Below are 24,842 nucleotides of genomic sequence, written 5' to 3'. Positions count from 1 at the left end.
TCAATACTACACACTTTACGGTTGTAAAGCTAAAATTAGTTTCGAAATAAAATAAAACTTTCAAAACTTACGAATTTTGTTTTATAGTGAATAAAAAAAACCACCTTGATGAAAAAAATGACAACAAAAAGTTCACTCATAGCTCAGCCACAATATATCGCTCGCAGCCAGCTTCTTCCAATGGTGATTATTGGCGGACTGTTCTTTTTATTCGGCTTTATTACTTGGCTTAATGGCTCTTTGATCCCATTTTTACAAATGGTCTGTGATCTCAATCACATCGAAGCCTATATGGTCACACTGGTATTTTATATTGCCTATACGGTAATGGCATTACCCAGCGCGAAAATTTTACAGGCATTCAGCTATAAGCATGGTATGTCATTTGGCTTGGCCATCATGGCTTTGGGCGCCTTATTATTTATACCGGCAGCACAAACACAAGCCTATTGGTTATTTTTAGTCGCCTTGTTTACATTAGGGAGCGGTCTGACCTTACTACAAACAGCTGCTAACCCGTATATTGTGTTGCTGGGGTCAAAAGATACAGCGGCGGTGCGCATTAGTATCATGGGTATTTTGAACAAAAGTGCAGGTGTAGTTGCTCCATTACTTTTCTCTGCCATCGTGTTCAGTGATATTGCCAACTTTAGCCCTGAAGTCTTGGCACAACTCAGTGACCTTCAAAAACAACTTCAATTACAAGAATTAGCAAACCGCTTAATTAGCCCTTACATGGCTATGGCGATTTCACTGGCAATTTTAGCTGCGTTAATTATGTTTGCTCCATTACCTGATATTGAACAACCTCAAGCAATTAGTAGCAGCGAAGAGCAATCTATTTTGCAATTTCCAAACTTAATTTTAGGTGTGATTGCTTTATTCTTTTATATCGGTGCAGAAGTTATCGCCGGTGATACCATAGGTCTATATGGTAAGGAGCAAGGCATACTACAGTTTGCTGAACTCACCTCATACACCATGGGTTTTATGGTGCTAGGCTATGTATTAGGGATTGTGCTTATTCCGCGCTTTTTTACTCAGCAACAAGCCCTGCTATTCTCAGCATTGAGTGGCTGCGTATTTTCACTCGGTATTATTTTTGTAGACACGCAACAAACAGCACTCTCCAATATTCTACTATTTTGGCTCGCTGATAACAGTTTCCCTGATACGGTATTATTTGTAGCCCTGCTTGGCTTATCAAATGCGCTGGTTTGGCCCACTATTTGGCCTATGGCGCTGGCAAACTTGGGGAGTAAAACCCAAACGGGTGCCGCACTGTTAATCATGGGGATTTCTGGTGGAGCATTACTGCCGCTTGTATATGGTGTGTTTGCAGAATTTACAGGGAATGCTCAGCAAGCATACTTATTATTATTACCTTGTTATGGATTTATTCTTTATTACGCATTGATTGGTCACAAGCTAACAAGTTGGCGTAAATAAATCGTTCGCAGGCGATGCCACTAAGCAGAGCCTGCTATTTTCTCTGATGTAAAATACCCTAATAATAAAAACTCGCGTACGGTGAAGATACACTTATACATTAAGTATTCGTCATGCTTAGCTGGAGTTACCTGTGAAATCGGTACCCCTTGCAGCTCAATTACTTGCTGATACTGCTGTTCACTGATAGTGAACAAGCGTTTTAATTTGTTAGCCAGCTGTGGTGCACAGGAATTACCCTGCGCAATTAATTCAGCGCCTTGTAAACACTGCATCCGTTCAGTAGCTGTGACGGTGTTAGCCAACATCAAATCTGTAAAAGCCACTAAATCAAAATATAGCTGTTCGGCGGGGTCTAACTCTAAAATAACCGCTTGCATCTGCTTGACGACATCCCGATGCGCCGCTTCTTTTAGCACCTCAAAATGGCTGTCATCCATTTTATCAAACAACTGAGTAGCGGCCACTGGCGTAATAGCAACACCTAATAATGCCGATAAATATTTAATAGCCTGTCGCCTTTGTAGATCAGCCATTAAACACTCCATTGTGATAATGCTTAACGGCATGATCCGCCGCTCTAGCAGTAAATGCCATATAGGTTAAAGAGGGGTTTTGATAAGCTGATGAGCACATAAATGAGCCATCAGTAACATAGACATTACGCACACTATGAATTTGGTTATAGCGATTAAGAACAGAGGTTTTAGCATCTTGCCCCATACGGGCAGTGCCCATTTCATGGATCGCTTGTCCCGGTGCAGATCCCTTATCATAGGGTTGCACGTTCTGGTAACCGGCCTTTGTTAGCATCTCAACTGCCTGTGCTTTCATATCTTCTCGCATACGCAGCTCGTTTTCACCAAACTGACAATCAAAATTAACTAATGGCAGCCCCCACTCATCTTTTAATACTGGGTCTAAGCTCATTTTATTGTGATGATAAGGCAGACATTCCCCAAAACCTATCAAAGCAACTTGCCAAGGCCCTGGTTTGGCAAGCTCTTCACGAAAGGCCTTGCCAAAACTGAGCTCTTTAAAACCGCGTCGCCAATCTTTACGTGTCGCGTACCCTTGATAACCATAGCCACGAATAAAGTTATGTTGCTCTTTATCATCAAGGTTTCGAAAACGTGGGATATGAAAGCCAACGGGTCTATCGCCATCATTATAATCATCAGCAAAGCCTTTCGGCTCACCCGTGGCGCCAACCCGAAAATGATGATCCATTAGGTTATGACCAAGCTCTCCACTATCATTCCCTAAGCCATTAGGAAAACGTGCAGAAGTTGAATTTAATAACAAGGCTGTTGTTGCCACAGTTGATGCACAGCAAAAAATAATATTCGCCCGTTCGATACGCTCTTTTTTAGATTCAGCATCAATCACTTTCACACCTGTGGCTTGCCTAGTTTCTGGGTTGTAAATAATCTCTTTGGCAATGGAGTGAGCCTGAATGGTCAGTCGTCCAGTACGCATTGCAGCAGGCAAGGTCGAGGCTAAACTACTAAAATAACTACCGGTTGGGCAACCTCGCATACAGCGGTTGCGCTTGGTGCATGGGGCACGACCTTGCTCAGGTTTTGCCTGTGTTAAATGAGCGACACGCCCTATTGTTACATGACGGTTTTTATAATGATTTAATAAACTGCGTTTTAGATGTTGCTCTACGGCATTGAGTTGGAAAGGCGGTAAAAAGGGGCCATCGGGTAATTGCGGTAAATTGAGTGCTTCACCAATAACCCCGATGTAAGCTTCGACTTTATCGTACCAAGGCGCAATATCTTGATAGCGAACAGGCCAATCAATGCCGTGGCCATCTTGTTTGTTAGCAGCAAAATCAAGATCGCTGAGGCGTAAACACTGACGTCCCCAAGTTAAAGAACGCCCGCCTAAATGATAGCCTCTGATCCAATCAAAGCGCTGCGTTTCTCGGTAAGGATGCTGCAAATCATTCACAAACCAATGTTTTATTGATTGCTTAGTAGCATAGCCAGTGCGCGCTTGTTTAGCTTGATTCCGCTTTTCTAGCAGGCTGGGTCTGTCACGAAATGGCAGTTGCCAGTCTTCTTTAAAAGCCGTTATATAATCGCTTCCATGCACAACCTGCCTGCCGCGCTCAAGTAACAGCACGTTAAGGCCTTTTTCGGTCAGTTCTTTAGCAGCCCAGCCGCCAGTAATACCACTGCCAATAACAATGGCATCAAACACTTTTGCCTGCATTCGTGTATGTTAGTTCTCGTATATTTGCTTACCAGCACAGATGGTTGCACGAACAGTAAAGCTGTTGTCGAGCACAGCAAAATTTGCCACTTTTCCTACAGCAATACTTCCGATAGAGTCGGCTTTATTTAAAAATTCAGCCGGGACTAAACTGGCCATATTAGTCGCTTCAACTAAGCTTGCGTCGGTTAAGTTATAAAAACGTTCAACGCCCACTTCCATCGTTAATGTACTGCCTGCTAAAGAGCCACTTTCGGTTCGCGCAACACCTTGTTCAACCAAAATAGGAAGCTCACCTAATCGATAACGACCATCTTGTAAGCCACCCGCGCTGACACAGTCTGTAATAAGAGCTATTTTATCTGCCCCTTTTAAACGATAAACCATGTTCATTATGCTCGGATGCAAATGAATTCCATCCGGAATAAGCTCAACCATTGCATCGTTGTCCATCAACAGTGCGCCGGTACAACCGGGATCACGATGATGAATACCGCGCATACCATTAAAAATATGTACCCCGCCACATGCACCATGCTCTAGTGCTTGTGTCGTTTGATCAAAACTGGCATCAGTATGGCCTAGCATTACCCGCACTCCCTTGTCGGTGATATAGCGGATCATGTCGGACGATTCAAGTAACTCTGGCGCCAATGCAAAAGAGGTTAAACAGCCATCGCAAGCAGCATAAATCTCATCAAAACGCTGCTTTGTAAGCTCTAAAAAGAATGACTCATTGTGTGCTCCCTTATGCGCTTCAGCGAAGAATAATCCTTCGTTATAAGCACCAAGTAGCTGTGCACCAGTCAGGCCTTTTTGGTAGGCACTCGCCATATTTTTATAAGCTTGTATTGATACGTCCCAATCTGCGGTCACTGTTGTGCCGACAAAACCGGTAACACCGTGCTTAGCTAAAGAGCGAGAAATGGTCTCTAGAGATTCTGGGGTGCCGTCCATAATATCGCAGCCTTCCCGACCATGAATATGCAAATCGATAAAGCCCGGAAATATACTCTGATCCCCTAAATCAATAATCTCAATACCTGGCTCGCAATCTTCAGTAATAGCCATAATTTTACCGTGTTTTACAAGCACAGCATGATGATTTAACACTGCCTCGGCTGTGATCACCTTAGCAGCTTTTAAGTAATAACAATCAAGATGTTGAGGAAATAGCATGAACACTTCCTATTATTGCAGCGCCTCTTACGCCGCTAGAATCACCAAATTTTGCCCGTTTTACCTCTGGAACTGTAAAACCAGAAAACAGGTGCGACTGAATCGCATCAGGGAGTTTTTCAACGATAGCGTCAATTAAAGACAAGCCACCCCCTAATACTATAACTTCGGGATGAAGACTTTTACTCACGGCCGCAAAGGTCTCGCCAAGAATATCTAAATAACACCCGAGCACGGCCAGTGCTTGCTCATCGCCATGCTTAATATCGTTAGCCCACTCAATCGCTGACTTAGGAGATTGAGTAATATGCTTATAAAGCGTCTGCACACCCGGCCCTGCGATATAACTCTCAACACAGCCATTCAAACCACAGCCACATTTTAAAACCGGCAGTTGGTATTTTTGTTGTAGATAGGCAGAAAGTGGTAAATGACCATATTCACCCGACATACCTAACCCTTGATTGAACAGCTCGCCATTAATACACATGCCACCTGCAGCGCCAGTGCCAACAATAGCACCAAAAACACGGCTATACCCTTCGCCGGCTCCACCATTGGCTTCAGATAAAGCAAAACAGCGGGTGTCATTCAGTATGGCGACAGGTCGTTGTAACAATGCTTGCAAGTCATTAGCAATAACTCGACCAGATGCACAAGGCACGTTTGCCGATAAAACTTTACCATCATCATTTACGATTCCTGGCATACCAATGCCAACTGCCCCTTTGCAACCACTGAGTTGATCAGCCTTTAACACTTGCTGATGAATTGCTTCTAAAAACTCCTGATAATTTTGAGTTGGCGTCGAAATTCGCCAACTCTGCTGTTGCTCTAAAATATCATTAAAAATAGCGGTTTCTATCTTCGTTCCGCCAATATCGAGTCCATAAACAGCCATATTCTACCCAACGTCGCTTAGCGAGAAGTTAATGGGTAAATAGTTACCCCTTTTACAACACGGTTAACTTCGCCCGTAGGACAAGGGTTGTCAGGTGTTAAACCGAGTGAAATTGATTTGAAAAATGCAAAAATCTGACAATAGACAATATAATACAGGCCTTGCCAAACATCATCTAGCTCGACCAGTTCACTATCGACTGTTAATTTTTTTACCGCTGAACATTGCTGGTCATTGACTAGCTCATTGTATAGGTCCGTATCATAAAGGCTGCTGTACTTATCACTTGATGACATTAACAACACGGCTGTTTTGTCATTAATAATTGTTTTAGGGCCATGACGAAAACCAAGTGGTGTTTCAAAATAGCTGATTAAGTCGCCATTAGTTAACTCCAAACATTTCAATGCAGCTTCTTTTGCATAACCTAATAACGAGCCAGCCCCTAAAATAACCAGTCGTTCCATATCTGAATCTGCAAATGCTTTAATACTCTGCAATTGCGTTTCAATAAGCTGCTCAGTTTGTGTTGCTAAATGCGCCAATTGATTCACATCGGGTGTAAAAATACACAAGGTAGAAATTAGCATTGAAGAGAAGCTGCTAGTCATTGCAAAACTTTCATCAAGCGTTTCTTTAGGCATTAATAGGCAAAAACTATTCTCTTGATTATTAGCTCGTTTTGCCAGCTCCCCTTGTTCATTACAGGTAATCACTAAGTGATAACATTGATCAAGCACTTCATCGGCCAAATCAACCGCAGCGACACTTTCAGGGCTGTTACCCGAGCGCGCATAAGATACCAACAATGTAGGCGTGGTTTTTTGCAAATAACCCAATGGATTAGAAACAATATCAGTGGTACTTATTGCACGTACATCAAGGTCTGTTTTTGCAGTTAAGTGAGGAACAAGCGCTTCACCCACATACGCCGATGTTCCTGCACCTGTTAATACAATTTGCAGTTTCTTCAGTGCAAGGATCGGGGCTAAAAAGTTTTTAATTTCTGTACGGTGATTTTCAACAATAGCAGCTGTATTACACCATGATTCTGGTTGCTGGCTTATTTCTTTTGCTGTCCAATAAGCATTTTGTTGCTTAAGATCGGCTACATCTAATGATAAAAATTGCGTCATCATTCATTCTCTCTCACATAACTTATTGATTACAAGCAAGCGAATAAGTATTCGTTACTTCCATTATTTTATTGATCACTAACTCTCGCGGTAACGAGGTAATTTCTCTTTTGATTAATGCTTTATATTGCATTGGCATAAATTGACTGAGTAACGTTTGTGGAATGATCTGCGCTTCTAGGTTCGCAAATAAGCTTTCTACAGCGTACTTAATTTCATCTTCAGGCCAGTAATAACGAATACGATCACTATAGCTATATGCACGATAAATTGCCGCTTCTGGCTCGTCAGTCGGATAAAACTTATTCCAGTAACCTGGCTTTTCGAGCATAACTCGCTCGCAAACTGCGCGAATATTAGAACGGCGCGATGGTTCAATAAGTTGATCTTCAATGTACGATAATGCGAATAACCCTTCACGTAATGCGTAGGTTAGCTGTGGCCCTACTTTCAAAATAGCGAAATGATCTTGAACCAACTCGTGGTAACAATGATCTGGTTGATAATCCGTCGAGTGAGCTTCATAAACAAGATTATCAACACGGGTGATAAACTCTTTCAGTTGTTGTGCTTCACTTCGTTGGTAATCAAAAACCTGATGATTATCAAATTCAACACCCGGTTGAACAACAACCGCAATTACGCGAGACCAAACATCAGCGATATTTAATTCATTAAAAGCATCTTGATGTAACTTTATCGTTTGTTGTACACCCTCAACATGCGTTACTTCGATCACTTCAAGATCTTCTTTTGCACCACCGGGTGGAGGAACTTCAGTTCCTACCACATATAAAATATCTTGCTCTTGGCATACAGACTCAGCTGCTTGGCACATTAGTGCTGCACGCTTAGCGATTTCAGCATCGGCTAAACACACTTCATCATCGCTACATGACATACTGGCATCAAGATGAATCTTCTTAAAACCCGCACTTGCGTAAGCTTTAACTAAATCAACGGCTTTTTGCATCGCTTGTTCTGCAGGCTCATTAACCCAGCAAACAGGCCCTAGATGGTCACCACCCAAAATAATACGGTGTTTATCTAGTCCTACTTTGTCCGCAATTTCATGAACAAATTCAACAAAGTCTTTTGGCTGCATGCCCGTGTAGCCACCAAATTGATTAACCTGATTCGCAGTTGCTTCAATCAATAACTCAGAGTCATCTTTTATTGCTTGCAGCATCGCAGCTTCAATTACGAGCGGGTGCGCACAGCACACAGAATAAATCCCCTGCGCTTGACCTGCTCGGTTATTGTTAATAATTGTTTTCAATGCATTCATGGTGTTTTCTCCAAGCAGCTTGCACTAATGTTAAATACGTGATTTGAAATTACGGTATCACACAACGAAACGATTCGCAATAAAACGAAAGGTAATGAAAGTAAGAAAGCAAACGTTATGAATGGGTAAAAATCAATAAAATCCTGATAAACTCGCTAAAAAGATTAAAATCGAAAGCTTGTGAAACCTAATTCATTGTAATTAGCTTTAAGTTGAGATATAACAGAAAGAACTGAAACCCATATTAAAAAATAATCTCAGTGAATTAGGTATCGTTATGACAATTGATAGACGTAGTTTCTTAAAATCTGCCGCAGCAATCACTGCTGCGACAGTCGTGACTGGCTGTGCGAAAAGCCAACAAGGTGACAATCAACAACCGACGCTGGCCGCACAAGGTAAAAGCGTAATGGGCTTAGCTGTGCCAGCGATGGATGTAGTACGTGTTGGTTTTATTGGTGTTGGTCAACGTGGTAGCGGCCATGTTAAACACCTTTGCCATATAGACGGTGTTGAAATTAAAGCTATTTGTGACACTGATCAGGTGATGTTAGATAAGTCAGTTAACTATGTTGTTGAAAAAGGCTTGCCTAAACCAACGGCTTATACTGGTTCTGATAAAGCTTATTTAGACATGCTGGCTCGACAAGATATTGATATTGTGATCATTTCAACACCATGGCAATGGCATACACCGATGAGTGTTGAAACCATGGAAAGCGGTAAACATGCCTTTGTAGAAGTACCTGCAGCAACCACCATGGAAGAGTGCTGGCAGTTAGTTAATACCGCAGAGCGCACACAAAAGAACTGCATGATGATGGAAAACGTTAACTATGGTCGCGATGAGTTAATGGTTTTAAACATGGTTCGCAAAGGTATATTTGGTGAATTACTGCATGGTGAAGCAGCTTATATTCATGATCTGCGCTGGCAAATGAAAGAGATTAACCGTAGCACCGGTTCATGGCGTACTTATTGGCATACCAAAGTAAACGGTAACTTATACCCAACCCATGGTTTAGGCCCGGTTGCCCAGTATATGAACATCAACCGTGGTGATCGTTTTGACTTTGTTACATCAGTCAGTTCACCTGCACTTGGCCGCGCAGCCTATGCTGAACGTGAATTTCCAGCAGGTCACGAACGACGTTCGCTTAAGTTTGTTGCTGGCGATATGAACACCAGTATTATTAAAACAGTGAAAGGTCGTAGCATTATGGTACAGCACGATACCACCAGCCCTCGCCCTTACAGCCGTCATAATCTAATTCAAGGGACTAATGGTACTTTTGCTGGTTTCCCGAATCGTATTGCCCTTGAAGATGTACCACCAGCGATTGCAAAAGTGTATCAAAAACAATATGAAGCTGAGTTAGCTGCATGGGAAAAAGCGGGTTCGCAAGGCCGTAAGCCATATATACAAAACTTCCATAGCTGGGATCAAGATATGGAAAAATGGCGTGCCGAATTTGATCATCCTCTGTGGAGACGCATGGGTGAAGAAGCGGTTAAGAACGGCGGCCACGGCGGTATGGACTTCATTATGCTGTGGCGCATGATCTACTGCTTACGCAATAATGAGCCACTCGATCAAGATGTATACGATGCCGCAGCATGGTCATCCATCTTCCCGCAAAGCATGGCATCGGTTGCAGATAGAAGTAACAGCAAAACGATTCCAGACTTTACCCGTGGCGCTTGGCAAACTGGTAAGCCATTAGGGATTGTGTCTTAACACTTTCTTTTTTGGATAACTCAAAAGCCCGCACTTTGCCCTGCGGGCTTTTTTATTAATAGACAACGTTATTCATCCATATGATGCTTTGATGATCATTTATAGGGTTAATGAAAGACTCAGTACAAAGCGGCGACCAAATTGCTCGACTTTCATAAGTGATGAGGCGTCGTTTGTTTGCACCTCTCTAACTAGGCTCTTATCTGTGGCATTAAAAATATCAAACCGCAACGCAACTAAATCAGAGAAAAACCAACTGTAACTTAGGTCTACACTTGTAAAATCATCGACATAAACATCTGCATTATTTGATAAGTCTCGTTGCTCTAAAAAATCACTCCGGTAATTCAGGTTAACTGCGCTTTGCCATTTCTTTGCATTAAACAGTAAACGCAGATTTGCAGTTAATTCAGATACCCCTTCGATATCTGTGTTGTCGATTTGCTCCGCCGTTAATTTGGCGTCCAATAACTGACTAACACTCGATATCATTCGACTTTGCAGTAGAGCATTTGATAACACGGGTAGTTTCAAGTCAGTACTAAATTGCAGCCCACTAATTGCTGCTTGCCCATCATTATTGGCCTGTAAAGCAGGGTATTGCTGCTGTTGATAGGTTACGTTTTTGATTTGTTCAACAATAAAGTTATCGAGCTGATGATTAAAGGCCATCAATTGCAAACTACTCTCTTCTCCTGACCAACTGAAAGATAGGCTTGTGGTGTTGGCTACTACAGGCTCTAAAGCTGGGTTTCCTAATTCGGCATAGGGTAAACCGCCAGAATTAACATGTAGTTTAGGGTTTAAATCAGAATAGTTAGGCCGATTCACTGCACGGCTATAGCCTAAGCGAGCAAGCCATTGCTCAGACAACTGCCATTTGAAATTCAAAGAAGGTAACCAAGTAGAAATATTAACCTGCTCAGAAAGCTTTTCTAATTGGCTATTCTCATTAAGCTGATGCCCTAATGTTTTACTTTTTACATAGCTGTGTCTAAGTCCAAAAGCCGTCGTTAAGCTTTTAAGTTCTGGTATTTGCCATACACTGTGAATATAGCTTTCATAGGCAGTAAATTCGGTTTCATAACTATTTAAGTAATCATTGGCTTGCCGCTCGGAAAAAGGTAAATCAATATCATACAACTGTAAAAGGTCACGTTTTGGGATCAGCCAAGCTTGTGTAGGGTGTGACAGAAAATCGGCTTCAAATGCCGTATTTAATGGCTCTAACCAACGGCCATCAAGGGCTGGTAAATCAGTTAACTGTGTTTGCGATAAACTTACATCTTGACGAAGATACTGATGAGAGTGCGTAGACTTTACCGCGCCAAACTGTAAACTCGACAATCCCCAAATAGATGATATTTGCCAAGTGCCATCTATCCCCCATTCTGTTACTTCATCGTTTACTTCAATCTGGCGGCGGCTTAATTGTGATAACTGTGAGTAACTATCAACAAGAGCTAAATTACTGTCCAATTCGTAGTAGGCAAGCTGTTTTCCTGAAATAGAAATCTCTGCAGGTACAGCTTTTAATTCAACATGAGTTCGGGTGATTGGGGTTTGCGTTTCACTCAACGATTCACTGTGGCTGTAAAATGGACTTATTTGCCAGTGGCTGCCATCTTTTGCATACCATGTAGGTAATATTTGTAAGGTTTGCGTATGGTAGTAAAGGCCTGATTCTTCGCGTGAAGATTTACTTTTTGCCGCATTAAATTGCACCGTTTGAATACTGTTTTGATGCTCACCTAATATGGCTGTTGCATCATCACTTGATGGATTAATTGAGAGCCGGTGCTCATCGTAGGTAAAATCGGTGTCTGAACGAAGCCAAAGTGTATTTAATTCAAATCGCTGATTAGGCTGCCAAGCAATATTTGTGTAATAGCTTGCACGAGTTCTATCTTCATGTTCGATAGTAAGTGCTAACGTATCGGTGGGAACTAAGCTATTATTTTCAAGCCCTTGCCACTGATATGCTGCAGGTGCTCCACCATTATTTCCCCAATGCCACGTTTCAAATTGAAATTGCCTTTGTAAGCGGTTTTCGTAATTAAACTTAACGACAGCAGCTAACTTATTGTCAGCTGAAATAGTATTGGCAACTAAACCAAAGCTTGGTTGAAAGTTACGCTCACCTGCAAGGGCTGCACTGGTTAAGGTTACTTTTAGGTGATCATCATCAAATGAAAGCGGATCATCACTGATCAAGTTGACTGTCGCTCCAGCTGCTCCGCTAGGTAACCTTGCATCAGCGAGTTTATATACGGCAATATTGGAAAAAAGCTCGGCGCTGAATGTATCAAAACGATACTGCTGACCATATTGATTCGAGTTACGAACGTTTTCAGTATTTGCTAATCTGTGCCCATTTAACAAGGTTAATTGATACTCAGGGCCTAGTCCCATCGCATTAATATTAAGTGCTTCTCCGCGGTCTCTTGAGATACTTACCCCAGGAATTGCTTGTAGTGCTTCAGCCAAATTTTCAGCAGGTAGAAGAGAAAGCATTGTGCCGCTAGCAAAGTCAGCCTCACCAATGTAGTTTTGTTTTTGCTGCTGCGCGTAATCGGCACTTTGTTGATAATCGCGAGCATAAACCACAGAAGAAGCCTGATTGTTTTTATCACCTTTCACGGTCACCTCCTCTATATAGGGCTGTGACGGTGAGAGATGTTGTGTCTGGCTTGGTTTAGAAATAATAATGCCCGATGATGTTTGTTGCCAAATAAAGCCATGTTTTAGCAACAGGGCATCAAGGCTTGCCTCTAGACTAACTGTTCTAGGTAACGTAGCTGAGTTTAAGATAACTGAGCTTACTAGGTTGTCTGGATAAATAATTGCAACTTGGTACTGTTCAGCCAGATCATTAAGCGCTGTTTTTAGAGTGCTTTGTGCAGCAAACAGCTGCTTGGCATACAAAGCAAACAGCATCAAAACACAGCAGAAAATACGCCACATTAACTTACATCCTCATTGCTAGAGGAAAATATTGTGCCTATTTTCAATGAAAGGTTTATGACAACATCATGTCAGTTTTCAGCCTTTTTACTTAGCTCAATGCTATCGGGGTATTGGTTTACATCAAGTGCATTTAGCTGAGCGATGAGCTTTGCAGCACCAAGAATGTCATCAACAGCAAAGCGACCACTTACATGTATATCACTTGGTACATTACTTAATACCACAGGTTTTTCGCTATAACGATTTAACTGAAATAATGCATCATTGATAGACACGTTATCTAAGTCCAACCATCCTTGCTGCCAATCAGGTTGTGAGGCATTAAATTGCAAGACCTGTATTGTAGAATCACTTACTCGGGCACGCTGCCCTTTCACTAATTCAACGTGCTGCGTTCCATCTAAACTGGTTACTGAAACTTTACCATGAAAAACATCAACTAATGTTTCTCGCAATGTTTTGTCCACATTAAAAGCCGTACCAAGAACTTCGATCGTGGCATTGCCCGTATCAATTGTGAAAGGGCGCGATTCATCACGATGTACAGAAAAATATGCTTCGCCATTTGCTAAGGTTGCTTTTCGAGCATGACTATTCTCACTGAACTCAAGTTGCGTATTCACGTTCATTGCGACCTGTGTACCATCAGACAAATTCACTTGTTGTGCTTTACCACTAGTAAATTGTTGAACAGCTACAAGATCAGAGGACGATATGGGCGGCTGTTCATTCACTGGCATTAAAGTCCACATGAAAATAGCAAAGCATGCTGCTACAGCACCGCCCCCCCAAGAATACTGCGCTAAACGACGGCGTTTTTTAGCTTGTTCAAGTTGTTCATTCTGTTGTGCATCCACCAGCTCAAGCGCGGCTAATAATGCAGGGTCGTCCCAAATAGCCTTTTCTAGCGCATTATCAGATTCATAATCATGTTGGTGTGAAGAATTCATCGTTGTCTCAATTGCTGGTAATACTAATATGACGGATTAACTGTCATGACGGGGACATTCATGTACTAAAAAATACTCAGCCATGGCATTTTTCAGCATATCCATTGCCCGTGAAATATGTTTTTTAACTGCTTCTTCTGAGATCCCCAAACTACTTGCAATCTCAGCTCGTGTTTGGCCTTTAATACGGCGACGAATAAACACATCTCTGCGCAATGCCGGCATTTGCGACAAAACGCGCTGATAAAGTTCAATACGTTGCTCATATTCAAGTGCGGACTCAAGCGATAACGCCTCACTATGAGGCTCATGCTCTAAACTTTCTGGTGTTTTTTTCTGCTCACGGTGGTGATCTATTATCAAGTGCTGAGCCATCCGATAACCATATGCGAGCGGATTATCTATCACATCTAGGTGTTCTGATCTAAGTGCCTTGAGAAGTAGCTTCTGAAATAAATCATCCGCATCAGCACGCTCTGCCACTGCTTTGCAAAAAAAGCCTTTTAAAGCGTCTTGATTTGCTATGAAGCATTGTAAAAGTGCTCTGCTTTGCTCTGTGATCTTATTATCAAAGCCGTTAGTCATTGAAGGTAAAGACATATTTAAGTTAAAGGCTAGCTTATTTATCTGAGTATGACGTAAATGCTAGCCTAAAGGGGACAGCAGTTTGATGATCATTTCGTTACAGTTTTAAGTAACTATCGACTTAAAACTGTCATGAAAGCTTCATTAAAAAATAGGTCCCCTTCTTTGTTAATGCAGCGTCTTTAGAGGCGAATTTAAACCAAATATTGCATTTAACAGGAATTAACCCTCATGACTTACCGTGCATTTTCATTATCACCTTTAGCGCTTGCTGTTGGCTCATTATTAATTGCTCCCACCTACGCAGAAGAAACCCCAGAGCCAATGGAAGAAATTGTTGTCACTGGCAGCTACATAAAAAGCTTAGAAAAAGCGATTGATTTAAAACGCACTAATATTGGCTTCTCAGATTCAATTGTCGCGTCTGATATCGCAGATTTCCCAGAACAAAACTTAGCAGAAGCTTTACAGCGTATGCCGGGTGTTACGATTGAGCGTAATAAAGGCCTCGGTCAAAAAGTAAATGTACGTAGCTTACCGTCTGAATTTACCTTTGTTTCTATTAACAACCTTGCGACAGCCTCAGGCAGTGGTGGCCGTGATGTTGAATTTGATATGTTTGCGTCAGAAATTATTCAAAGTGTCACCGTTAAAAAATCGCCAACAGCCGCAGATGAAGAAGGTGGTATTGCAGGCTCTGTTGCAATTACGACTGCTCGCCCATTTGACTATGATGGTCGTCAAATAGTGGCATCGGTTGAAGGCGCATATAACGATATCTCTGAGCAAAGCGATCCTAAGTTTGCGTTTTTAGCGAGTAATACCTTTGGTGATTGGGGCGCGCTTGCTTCATTCGCTTATTCAGAGCGTACAAATAGAACAGATAGTAACTCTGGTATTGATTTTCGTCCTCTGTCACGTTGGACAGAAAAATCAGGTTCATCACAATGGCAATCAGACCAAACTGTTGACGTTTTAGAGCGCGATACGGGGATCACTATCAATGATCGCTTCGACAAAGATGAAACCAGCCGCGTTGTGTTTATAAATAAAGTCGGCGACAGAGCTTACTTAACTGAACAAGAAAAATGGGGCGCAACTTTATCACTACAATACAAACCGAGCAGTGAATTTAGCCTCACTTTTGATGCGCTACTGGGTAACTTTGATAATCATGAAGACCAGTATGATGCCGCGGCCTATTCTGCTTCAAGTATCAGTGCATTAGAAAAAATAAACAGTTACGATAACACCACCCTTGCAGATTATGGTATTACCGTTTTAACTGATGTTAACTATGCCGCAACGCAGCATGAGTTTTTAAGCAAAGAAAATAGTAGCGATACAGACTACCAGCAATTTAGCTTAACCCTTGATTGGATGATAGGTGACTGGGAAGTTTACGGTGTCGTTGGCTACAGTGGTGCAGATAAGTTAGCTGAGACAACTAATTTAAAGCACACTGCTTATGGCCCTACTCGCACTCGTTACACATCAACAGGCGGTGAAACCATTGCCAGCGATAACCCCGACACATTCGATATGTATAATTCTCCTGAAGCTTATACATTTGATTACTATGAAGTAAATCTTGAAGATATCTCTGATGACAAATATGCAGCTCAACTCGATTTTAGCCGCCATTTTCAACTAGATTTCTTCCCTGCATTATCAAAAGTTCAGTTTGGTGCGCGTTATACTGATAAATCAAAACAACGTAATTATGGTAGCAACCGAATCACAGGCCCTAGCGCGGGTGATTCATCGTGGGTAGGCACACGTACCTTAGCTGATAGCGAAATACATACTATTTCAGATTTAGTGTCAGGTGGTGAGTATTTATCTGACGTATCGTCTAAACAAGACTGGGGTCAAATTTCAAATAGCTATGCGCGTAATGAATTACGTTACGATGGTTTCGGCGTTGACTACGCACCAGATCAATTCTACGAAGTGTCAGAAAAAACCACCGCCATTTATGCGATGGCTGATTTTGCATTTGAAATTGGCACCTTACCTGCCACTTTAAATACCGGTGTTCGTTACATTGATACCAATGTAGATTCTTCAGGATATCACCAAGTGCAAGCTAATGATGGCAGCACAAATTATACGCCAGCACCTATCTCAAAAGAAGGTAACTATAAAGAAACTCTACCTAGCATTAACTTTAGCTTAGAGCTTACTGACAACTTACTATTCCGCGCGGCAGCATCAGAAACCTTTATCCGCCCTGCATTAACGGATATTGCTTATAAACGTACTGTGAGTTTAAGTGAATTTAAATACCGTGATGGTAACCCTGATTTAAAACCAACTTATGCAGATCAATGGGAAACCGGCCTAGAGTGGTATTTAGAAGAAGGTGGTTTACTTGCTGTTTCATATTTCGAAAAAGAAATTGAAGGCGTAGTGCGTGAATCTCTAACAGGTGTTGTTACTGATGTAACTAAATATAATGACAATGGTACTGTGGATGGCGTTTACGACTTTGATGTTTATCAAAAAGTAAATGCAGATGGTTCGTACGATGTAAGTGGTATCGAGTTCATTGCACAAATTCCATTTGCACGTTTTCACCCAATGTTACAGGGGTTTGGTATTAACGCTAACTATACGACGCTTGATAACTCACTTACAGGTGCCTCTGATTTAGCGATTCCAACACCACCAGAAGGCTTAGCTGACGAAACCTACAATATTACTTTCTACTACGAAAATGACAGCTTTGATGCGCGTATCTCATACAACTATAAAGACAAGTATGTAGAGTATATTGAACGCGATATGTACCCTGTTTACCGCGATGCCTACGGTCAAACAGATATCTCGTTAGGCTATCAAATAAACGACATGTTTAAAGTCACTCTTGAGGGGATCAATATCACAGATGAAGAAACAACGGGCTACACTATTGCTCCGGCTTTCCCAACTATGTATGAGTTCTCAGGTCGTCGCTTCTCATTAGGCTTACGCGGCAATTTCTAAATACATTATTGGGGCCTTTGTGCCCCAATTTTTTTCAGCAAGGTAACTTAAATGCGATTATTAACGCTATTTTCACTGCTTTTTGTGGCGCTTCAAACCTATGGCAAAGAGCTAAACACACAAATTGCATTTATTCCCGATGTTCATTTTCACGATATCTATGCTGACTTTAGCCAAAGCGGCTTTAAAGGGGTAAAACTAGATAGCCAAACCAAACCCGTTGCAATTCGCAGCATGAAAGCACAGCTTCACTCAACGCGACTTTTTAATGAAAACTACTTTGCTCTGATAGCGGCTTTAAATGATATTGCCGAACGCGGTGTGAAATTAGTCGCTTTGCCCGGAGATTTTACTGACGATGGACAGCCTGCTCACCTAAAGGGGCTAAAAGCATTATTAAATGATTACACAAAACGCTACGACATGCGTTTTTTTGCTATTCCAGGAAACCATGATCCTGTTAAACCTATAAAAACCGCAGCAGGTAAGTCTGACTTTTTGAACGATGAAGGACGCGAAGTTGCTATTTTTAGCCGAGATCATAAAAACTGTAAAGCGTCACAGACCGACACTTTGTTTTGCGATGATGGCATTGCTCATGGTGGCTATCAAGAGATAGTCTCTGCTATGGCTGATTTTGGTTTAATGCCTAGTAGCCAAGATTTGCTTTGGCAAACACCTTTTGCAAGTGATCATGCAGCCTTGTCAGAACGCCAATATCAACAGTGTAGCGAGGATAAAAAACACTGTGCAATGCTCCCCGACACCAGTTATCTAGTGGAACCCGTTGCTGGATTATGGCTTTTAGCCATAGATGCCAATGTGTATTTACCTGAGTTTAAAAACAATCAACTAACATTCAAAGGCTCTGGAAATGCTGGATACAATAAAGTACTTACTGAAAAACCATATTTAATAACTTGGATAAAGCAAATTGTCAGTGCAGCAAAAAAGCAAAATAAAACGCTTATTGCATTTAGCCATTTTCCGATGGGTGAGTTTTACGATCAACAAAGTGCATCGATTAAAGAGCTGTATGGCAGCGATGCTTTTCAGCTCACTAGAGAGCCAACTAACAATACACAAGCGACCTTAGCGGAAACTGGACTACGTTTGCATATAGGCGGCCATATGCATATGAATGACACCAGCTTGATCAAAACTGCAAAAAATACCCTTTATAACATTCAAGCTCCTTCAATAAGTGCATACCGTCCGGCGTACAAATTGGTCAGCATCATAGGCAGTGAAGCCAAAGTTGATACCGTACTTCTTGATTCTATTGCTGGCTTTGACACACTATTTCCTGCCTATGAAAAAGAATACAGTTACTTAGCAGAGCATAATCCAGATGAGAAATGGCTTGCGGATATCCTAGATAGTGAAGACTATCACCAGTTTACTTTGCGGCATCTCGCTGGCCTTACGCGTTGGCGTTTTATACCAAGGGAATGGCCGGAAAGTTTTAGAAGCGTGTTACTCTCATTCAGTTTCCACGAGCTATTAGGATTATACGAAAGTCCAATAAATAAGCCTTTAACACAACACTCTGAGCGCGTACTAAAAGGAGTCACTCTATTTGATTTTATACGCGATTTTTATTTACTCAGAAATGCAGGGACTTTGGCATTTGAAGACATTCCTACAACACACCTAAAAGCATACAAAGTCATGGCCCAGCAATTAAATACAATGGGGCAATGTATACCCAAAGATGTGGGGAAAATAGCACAAACCGTTGATGTTTGTACGCTACAGGTAGGTCTTAGCAAAGCGCTTATGATTTTTGAAAAGCTAGCAGATGGTGAAAACGATCGCTGCTTGATGATTGATCTAAACTTAAATGCAAACAAACCAGCAAAAGCATGTCGCCCTTAACAAAGACGGCACCTAAGTAGGTGCCATTTTTATTGTGCTTAGTAATTACTGAGCATGTGCTGCAGCACGGAAAATCGTGTTAGCTAACATTACATTCATACCTTCAAGGTAAGCACGATAAGTTGGTGATTGTGTAAAACCAATCACCATGCCTTTGCCTTGCGGTTGGTGAACAAGCAATGGCTTATACGCAAGCTGTGCTTTATTTTGCTGCCACAGATAACCACTTGCCAGCACATCGTCTTTAGCTGTGAACCATGCTAAGTTTTTACCTGAGTTAAGTTTTATTGGCGTGTAAATATCATTACCGTAAGCCACTGCAACTAAGCTTTTATCAACTCCAGCGGTTAACCAATGCTCTTGGTCTACTTCAACATTCGCAAGTACACCAGCTACATAGTCTGGCGATGTATGTGGCTCAATGCTCGCTGCTTTTAAATCATCGCGAGAAGTGAATAACTGCCCTGCCACTTTGCTGCTTTTATCATCGCTGCTGTCGGCTTTATCTTCTCGGTAAGCTTTCTCGCGCTTAACATCCAATAAACCGTAATCAGCATTTGTGGTAAAGCGGTTAGCATTACCGAGGGCAATCAACACGCCGCCGGCATCAACCCAGCTTTTTAAATTAGCCGCGCCCGATTTACCGAGTGCTTGCTCGTAATTACCTTCTGGTAAAATAAGCACTTGGTAATCACTTAAATCAGCCCATGCAAGCATTGGCGTACGAATCGCTGTGACGGGGTAACCAAGCTGTCTTTCAATAACAAAACGGGTGTTACCGGCGCTTAGCTCACTGATCGGTGCATCCCATGCAATCGCCACTTTTGGTGCGACCATTGGCACTGTTTTGTTACTACCAAAGCTTGGGCCTTCAATCACCCAGCTTGAGTCAACACCATTTACTATTGCACCTGTTTGCTCAGCAATTTGGCTAATTTTGCTGAGTAGGTCTTTATCGTTTAGGCGCTTTTCGATTACTAAGCTACCCGCGGGGTAGTTAGTTTTATCACCTAATACAAATGCTTGGTCAGCACTTTTCAGTTTAATGCCAGCTTGCAGTGCTGAGGTTAAAAAGCGTGCTGCAGCCGTATCACCCCAAGCAACAATATAAGCCACTGAGGCTTCAGGGTTATTCACTTTGCCAAGCAATGTGTCGTCGGCCTTAACCGCTTTACTGTCTGCGCTTACAGCACGACCACAGCTATCGCTATCAACATTAAACATCATTGGCAGTGACCAACCTGTTACATCGTAAATTTCATCATCCAGATTACGAGCTCGGCGTCTTTCTTGCTCTTTTACAAATGCCTCTGCCATATCTACTTGGTCGGTAAAGGTGGTACGCACAAATACCCCACGCGGCTGCGCGGTATCAATAAAATAGCTACCCGCTTTATACTTAACGCCACAGGCTTTGAAGTCTTCGGTTGCTTGCTTAACTTCAACACCATGCTCAGCCATTAAGGTTGCTAGTCTATGAGCGCCTTCACGGTTACTTTGCTTAGGTAAGATATACACACGCTCTTTGCTATCTTTACCCGAATCAATCGCATCGACTTGATATTGGTAAAAATCACCCAATAATTTTTCACGCTGATTGGCAGCCCCTTCGGCAGTTGAAATTGAGGCCACAAACTGACGTTTTACAGTATTAAAATAAGTGAGTAGCTCGCCGGTATTTTTCTCAAATACATGACCACGAGCTGAGCCTACTTCGTAAGTTGATGCTGATGCACCATAAAATACTGGCCAGCTATCACCGTAACCTGGATAAAAGGCATCAAAGATTTCACGGGTAAAATAATCAAAGCCAAACTCATCAAAATACTTCGCGTGATTTTGCCCAATCGCATCCATGTTAGCGATTTGAGTTTTCGTCATATGCGGATTAAATGGCTGAGCAGCCGGTGCAAAGTAGTAAGATTGGTCGCCGCCCATTTCATGAATATCAACCACCACTTGCGGTTTATACTTATTGATTGCAGCCACCCTACCTTTACTTTCAGGCTGAGTAAGCGCTAACCAATCACGGTTCATATCAAACAAATAATGGTTTGTTCGGCCTCTTGGCCATGGCTCATTATGCTCTGCACTTAACCTGTCTGCGCTGTGCTCAAGACCGACAGTTGCATAATAACGAGTAACAAAGCGCTCACGGCCATCAGGGTTTTGTAATGGGTCGATAAACACCACTGTGTTATCTAAAATTTTGCTGTTAACAGCATCATTCGGGGCTGCGAGTAAGTGATATGCAGTAAATAATGCAGCATCGGTTGAGCTAATTTCATTACCGTGCACGGCATACTGAAGCCACACAGACGTCGGTAAATTTTTAATTAGCGACTTAGCTTCTTTTTCAGAGGTAATACGCGGATCAGCCAAGGCTTGGGTGTTATTGGCGAGGGTTTCTAATGAGCGAATATGATCCGCAGTGCCAACCACTGCATAAACCAGTTCACGACCTTCCCAGCTGTTTGCGTACTTAAACACTTTAATACGATCAGGCGCAGCTTGTTCAAGGGCGCTTAAATAACGACGCATATCGCTGTAATTGGTAATGCGCTCACCTACATCGTACCCAAGCACTTGTTTAAATGTTGGAATTTGCTGATTGTAAGCGGTGCCCGGCCACATTGCTTCGGTATTCGTTGCACTGGCATTAAAGCTTGCCGTTATTGCCACAACACTGACTGAAATGGCGTTTATTATTTGTTTGGCGCTCATTATTTTTCCCAAGTAAAAGTATCTGCTTTGTACATTACAAAAGTATTGAAAATAAACAAATTAAAAACGTTAGACTGGCATAAAATAGAGACATAAAAAAACCGCAGCGATTGCTGCGGTTATTATTCACATAGCTTAGTTATTTAACTAAGGTCATTTCATCTAGTAGGTAACCTGCGTTATCAACTTCTTCCATTAACCAAAGCATGTATCGAATATCAACGTGAATTGCACGGGTGATCTTGGCGTTAAAGTACCAATCTTTGGTGATTGATTCATAAGTCGAGTCAAAATTAAGGCCTACTAATTCACCTTTACCATTCATTACTGGCGAACCTGAGTTACCCCCAGTGGTATCAGCGCTACTTAAAAAGTTTACAGGTACTGAGTTTACTTCAAGTGGTTTCGCCGCTTGTGGCTCACAACCAAAGCTGAATAAACTACAGCTGACACCTGGTAAACCTAAGTCACCGCGGTAGTACGCACCAAACGCTTGCTTTTTATATGCTTTAAGTACTTTATCTGTAACAACAAATGGTTTTTCACCTGTGTGTTTAGCTACTAAACCACGTAGTGATGTAAAAGGTGTTTTATACACAGCATCTGCTGCTGGGTAACCATCAACTTGTGCATAGCTTACGCGTAAAGTGCCATTTGCATCTGGGTAAACTGGCTTACCTTTAGCGTTGTTGAAAGCGATCACTGCTTGCATATATTGCGGACGAATTTCAGCTAAACGACCGGCCATTTCTTTTTCATCAGCTTCTTGTGCCATGTTGGTATCGTATAGGGCAACAGCAAGCTTTATGAATGGGTCGTTTGATGCTTCAAACTCTGCGACAGATTTACCAATCCAGTTAACGCGTGCTGCTACATCTGTAAGCTCAGTTTTAGCATAGAAAGACGCAATAATCGCTTCAAGCTCGGCTTGGGTAGTGGTATCTGTGATGCCTAAGCCGTCGTTTAATGCCGCAACTTGGGCTGCTTTATCTTGCGCTAAATAGTTACCTAAGTAGCTTAACCATAAGGCTTTATCGACCTCAGGCGTAAATTGCTTTTGCAAGCGCTCTAAACGGGCTTTAAGCATAGGAAGGTCGCGCTCTTGGTAACCCATTTCGCGCTCTGCATTAGGCTTTTCGCTCTCTTTTGCTAAGCGGTATAAACGAATCGCCGTGCTTAGTAAGTCTGCGCGTTTTGCATAATCAAAGTAAAAGTGACTTTGTTGCTGAGCATGTGCTTCAACTAACAATGCTTTCAATGCATGATATGAATCTGCGTAAGCTTTACGTTCATCACTTTGTGCAAACCAAGCTAGGTACTCTTGCTCTTGTGCGGCTTTAATACCCGGAATATCCGTTACTTTAAAGCCATCTTGTAAGCCTTCCAGTTTCTTTAAACGGTTGTTAGTGCTTTTTACACGAGAGGCGTATTTTACTTGTGCTTGCTCATCGCCTTTGCTTTGCTTGGCAATCACATCAAGGGTCATGTTGTAAGTATTAAGCAATGTTGGGTAATACCAACTCGCTGAATAGTTTACTTCGTCTGCAAGCTTATAGCGGCTAGTACGCCCCGGATAACCTGCCACCAGCACGCCATCACCTAAGCTTACGCCGCTGGTATTCACTTTTAAGAAAGATTTTGGCTCATAAGGTACGTTATCTTCGCTGTAATCAGCAGGTTTTCCATCTTTACCAACATAACCACGTACAAAGGTAAAATCGGCCGTATGACGTGGGTATTCAAAGTTATCGATGTCACCACCAAAGTTACCCAGCGCTTCTGCCGGGGCATACACTAAGCGCACATCTTTGATCATGAGTTGCTTGATCATGAAGTACTCTAAGCCATGGTGGAAATCACGTACCGTACAACGATAGTTAGGATCTGACTCACACTCGCTGATCAAGGCTTTGCGATTTGCTTGAATCGCTTCATAACGCGCTTTGCCGTGTAGATCTGCGGGTAAGTTACCCAGTACGCGCTCAGTGACATCATCCACTTGTTCAGTGACATACAAACGCTCTTGTGGGCCTGCAGGTAGCTCTTTTGATAAGTCAGCTGCTAAAAAGCCTTTGTCAATTAAGTTATTTTCTGGTGTGCTGTTATTTTGAATCGCGCCATAAGCACAGTGATGATTAGTTACCGCCAAGCCTTTTGGTGACACAAATGATGCAGAGCAATAGCCTAAACCAACCACTGCATTGAGTGGATACTGGTTAAGATCTGCCACTTGTGAAGCCGGTAATTCGATACCAACGCGGTCAAACTCGCTTTGTAATTGTTTTAATTGATGCGGTTGCCACTGCCCTTCATCAGCGTGCGCGCTACCTACAGCGACAACACCCATTAGTGCTAATGAAGTTGTAATCATATTTTTTTTAATCATGTTAATCCTAGTCAGTGCAAAGCACTATTCCATTGTTACCTGAAAAAATCGCGCTAAGACTACCATAACCTTGATTGAGTAAAGGGATATTGCGATTAACAACGATTAGGGAGTGAAAGTAAAAAAGAAATACCCCTTGCTGAGAGTCTGAGTGCAAGGGGTATCATTATTAATATGATTTATTAAGCATTTGCTTTTAAAAAGTCATAAAGCTCATCTTTTAGCACGGCACGTTGATGCTTCTTTTCATGCATGTCAGCATCTTCAATGGGTGAGTTTTGCAATTCAAGCTCACGGATTTCTTTATCCATATCATCGTAACGCTGCATCGTTTTTTTAAAATGAGCGTCAGTTTTCACAAGACTGTGGATTAATTCATTAAACTCTGGAAACTCATTTAACAACGAGTGTTTTTCACCTAGCATGGGCAACTCCTTTGACTAAAAATAA

General features: G+C 42.0%; 16 protein-coding genes. 4 read left to right on the top strand and 12 right to left on the bottom strand.

Annotated elements, in window-relative coordinates:
* Positions 1-117: 117 nt before the first annotated feature.
* Complete coding sequence (locus NH454_RS17085; protein WP_240704494.1) at positions 118-1,449, top strand: sugar MFS transporter; 1,332 nt, start codon at positions 118-120, stop codon at positions 1,447-1,449.
* Between the two features lie 20 nt (positions 1,450-1,469).
* Here NH454_RS17085 and NH454_RS17080 read toward each other — a convergent pair whose 3' ends face one another.
* Genes NH454_RS17080 through NH454_RS17055 form a run of 6 tightly spaced genes read right to left on the bottom strand, consistent with a single transcriptional unit; the run spans position 1,470 to position 8,176 of the window.
* Positions 1,470-1,985, bottom strand: a complete 516-nt coding sequence (locus NH454_RS17080; protein ID WP_253039745.1) for a hypothetical protein — start codon at positions 1,983-1,985, stop codon at positions 1,470-1,472.
* Entirely contained in the window at positions 1,978-3,672 is a 1,695-nt protein-coding gene (locus NH454_RS17075; RefSeq protein WP_253039744.1) for a GMC family oxidoreductase, read from the bottom strand. Before NH454_RS17075 ends, NH454_RS17080 begins: the two co-directional genes overlap by 8 nt.
* 9 nt (positions 3,673-3,681) lie before the next feature.
* On the bottom strand, positions 3,682-4,851 hold the full coding sequence (gene nagA / locus NH454_RS17070; RefSeq protein ID WP_253039743.1) for an N-acetylglucosamine-6-phosphate deacetylase: 1,170 nt from the start codon (positions 4,849-4,851) through the stop codon (positions 3,682-3,684).
* Positions 4,829-5,752, bottom strand: coding sequence for an ROK family protein (locus tag NH454_RS17065; protein WP_135923470.1), 924 nt, complete (start codon positions 5,750-5,752; stop codon positions 4,829-4,831). Before NH454_RS17065 ends, nagA begins: the two co-directional genes overlap by 23 nt.
* 17 nt (positions 5,753-5,769) lie before the next feature.
* Entirely contained in the window at positions 5,770-6,891 is a 1,122-nt protein-coding gene (locus NH454_RS17060) for an SIS domain-containing protein (RefSeq protein ID WP_253039742.1), read from the bottom strand.
* Positions 6,892-6,910: 19 nt separating this feature from the next.
* Complete coding sequence (locus tag NH454_RS17055; RefSeq protein ID WP_253039741.1) at positions 6,911-8,176, bottom strand: D-tagatose-bisphosphate aldolase, class II, non-catalytic subunit; 1,266 nt, start codon at positions 8,174-8,176, stop codon at positions 6,911-6,913.
* Positions 8,177-8,453: 277 nt separating this feature from the next.
* Here NH454_RS17055 and NH454_RS17050 point away from each other — a divergent pair, with 277 nt between their 5' ends.
* Entirely contained in the window at positions 8,454-9,914 is a 1,461-nt protein-coding gene (locus NH454_RS17050) for a Gfo/Idh/MocA family oxidoreductase (protein WP_253039740.1), read from the top strand.
* 99 nt (positions 9,915-10,013) lie between these two features.
* Here NH454_RS17050 and NH454_RS17045 read toward each other — a convergent pair whose 3' ends face one another.
* From NH454_RS17045 to NH454_RS17035, 3 genes are all read right to left on the bottom strand, one after another.
* Entirely contained in the window at positions 10,014-12,878 is a 2,865-nt protein-coding gene (locus NH454_RS17045; protein WP_253039739.1) for a TonB-dependent receptor, read from the bottom strand.
* Positions 12,879-12,949: 71 nt separating this feature from the next.
* Positions 12,950-13,831 (bottom strand): FecR domain-containing protein, encoded by an 882-nt coding sequence (locus NH454_RS17040; protein ID WP_253039738.1) that lies wholly within the window; start codon positions 13,829-13,831, stop codon positions 12,950-12,952.
* 36 nt (positions 13,832-13,867) lie between these two features.
* Entirely contained in the window at positions 13,868-14,431 is a 564-nt protein-coding gene (locus NH454_RS17035; RefSeq protein ID WP_253039736.1) for a sigma-70 family RNA polymerase sigma factor, read from the bottom strand.
* 216 nt (positions 14,432-14,647) lie between these two features.
* On the opposite strand from NH454_RS17035, the gene NH454_RS17030 reads away from it, so the two are divergent.
* Positions 14,648-17,404, top strand: coding sequence for a TonB-dependent receptor (locus NH454_RS17030; protein WP_253039735.1), 2,757 nt, complete (start codon positions 14,648-14,650; stop codon positions 17,402-17,404).
* A gap of 51 nt (positions 17,405-17,455) precedes the next feature.
* On the top strand, positions 17,456-19,282 hold the full coding sequence (locus NH454_RS17025) for a metallophosphoesterase (RefSeq protein ID WP_253039734.1): 1,827 nt from the start codon (positions 17,456-17,458) through the stop codon (positions 19,280-19,282).
* Between the two features lie 45 nt (positions 19,283-19,327).
* Here NH454_RS17025 and NH454_RS17020 read toward each other — a convergent pair whose 3' ends face one another.
* From NH454_RS17020 to NH454_RS17010, 3 genes are all read right to left on the bottom strand, one after another.
* Positions 19,328-22,006 carry a M14 family metallopeptidase gene (locus tag NH454_RS17020; RefSeq protein WP_253039733.1) on the bottom strand — a complete coding sequence of 893 codons (2,679 nt, stop codon included), beginning with the start codon at positions 22,004-22,006 and terminating at the stop codon, positions 19,328-19,330.
* Between the two features lie 139 nt (positions 22,007-22,145).
* A complete protein-coding gene (locus NH454_RS17015) occupies positions 22,146-24,392 on the bottom strand; it encodes a S46 family peptidase (RefSeq protein WP_253039732.1) in 2,247 nt (748 codons plus the stop codon).
* Between the two features lie 182 nt (positions 24,393-24,574).
* Entirely contained in the window at positions 24,575-24,817 is a 243-nt protein-coding gene (locus NH454_RS17010) for a DUF465 domain-containing protein (RefSeq protein WP_135923463.1), read from the bottom strand.
* Between the last annotated feature and the right edge of the window lie 25 nt (positions 24,818-24,842).

The sequence above is a fragment of the Pseudoalteromonas sp. Ps84H-4 genome, assembly GCF_024124645.1.
Classification (GTDB): domain Bacteria; phylum Pseudomonadota; class Gammaproteobacteria; order Enterobacterales; family Alteromonadaceae; genus Pseudoalteromonas; species Pseudoalteromonas lipolytica_C.
Note: the sequence above shows the minus strand (reverse complement) of the source record. Positions and strands in the feature narration are given on the sequence as shown.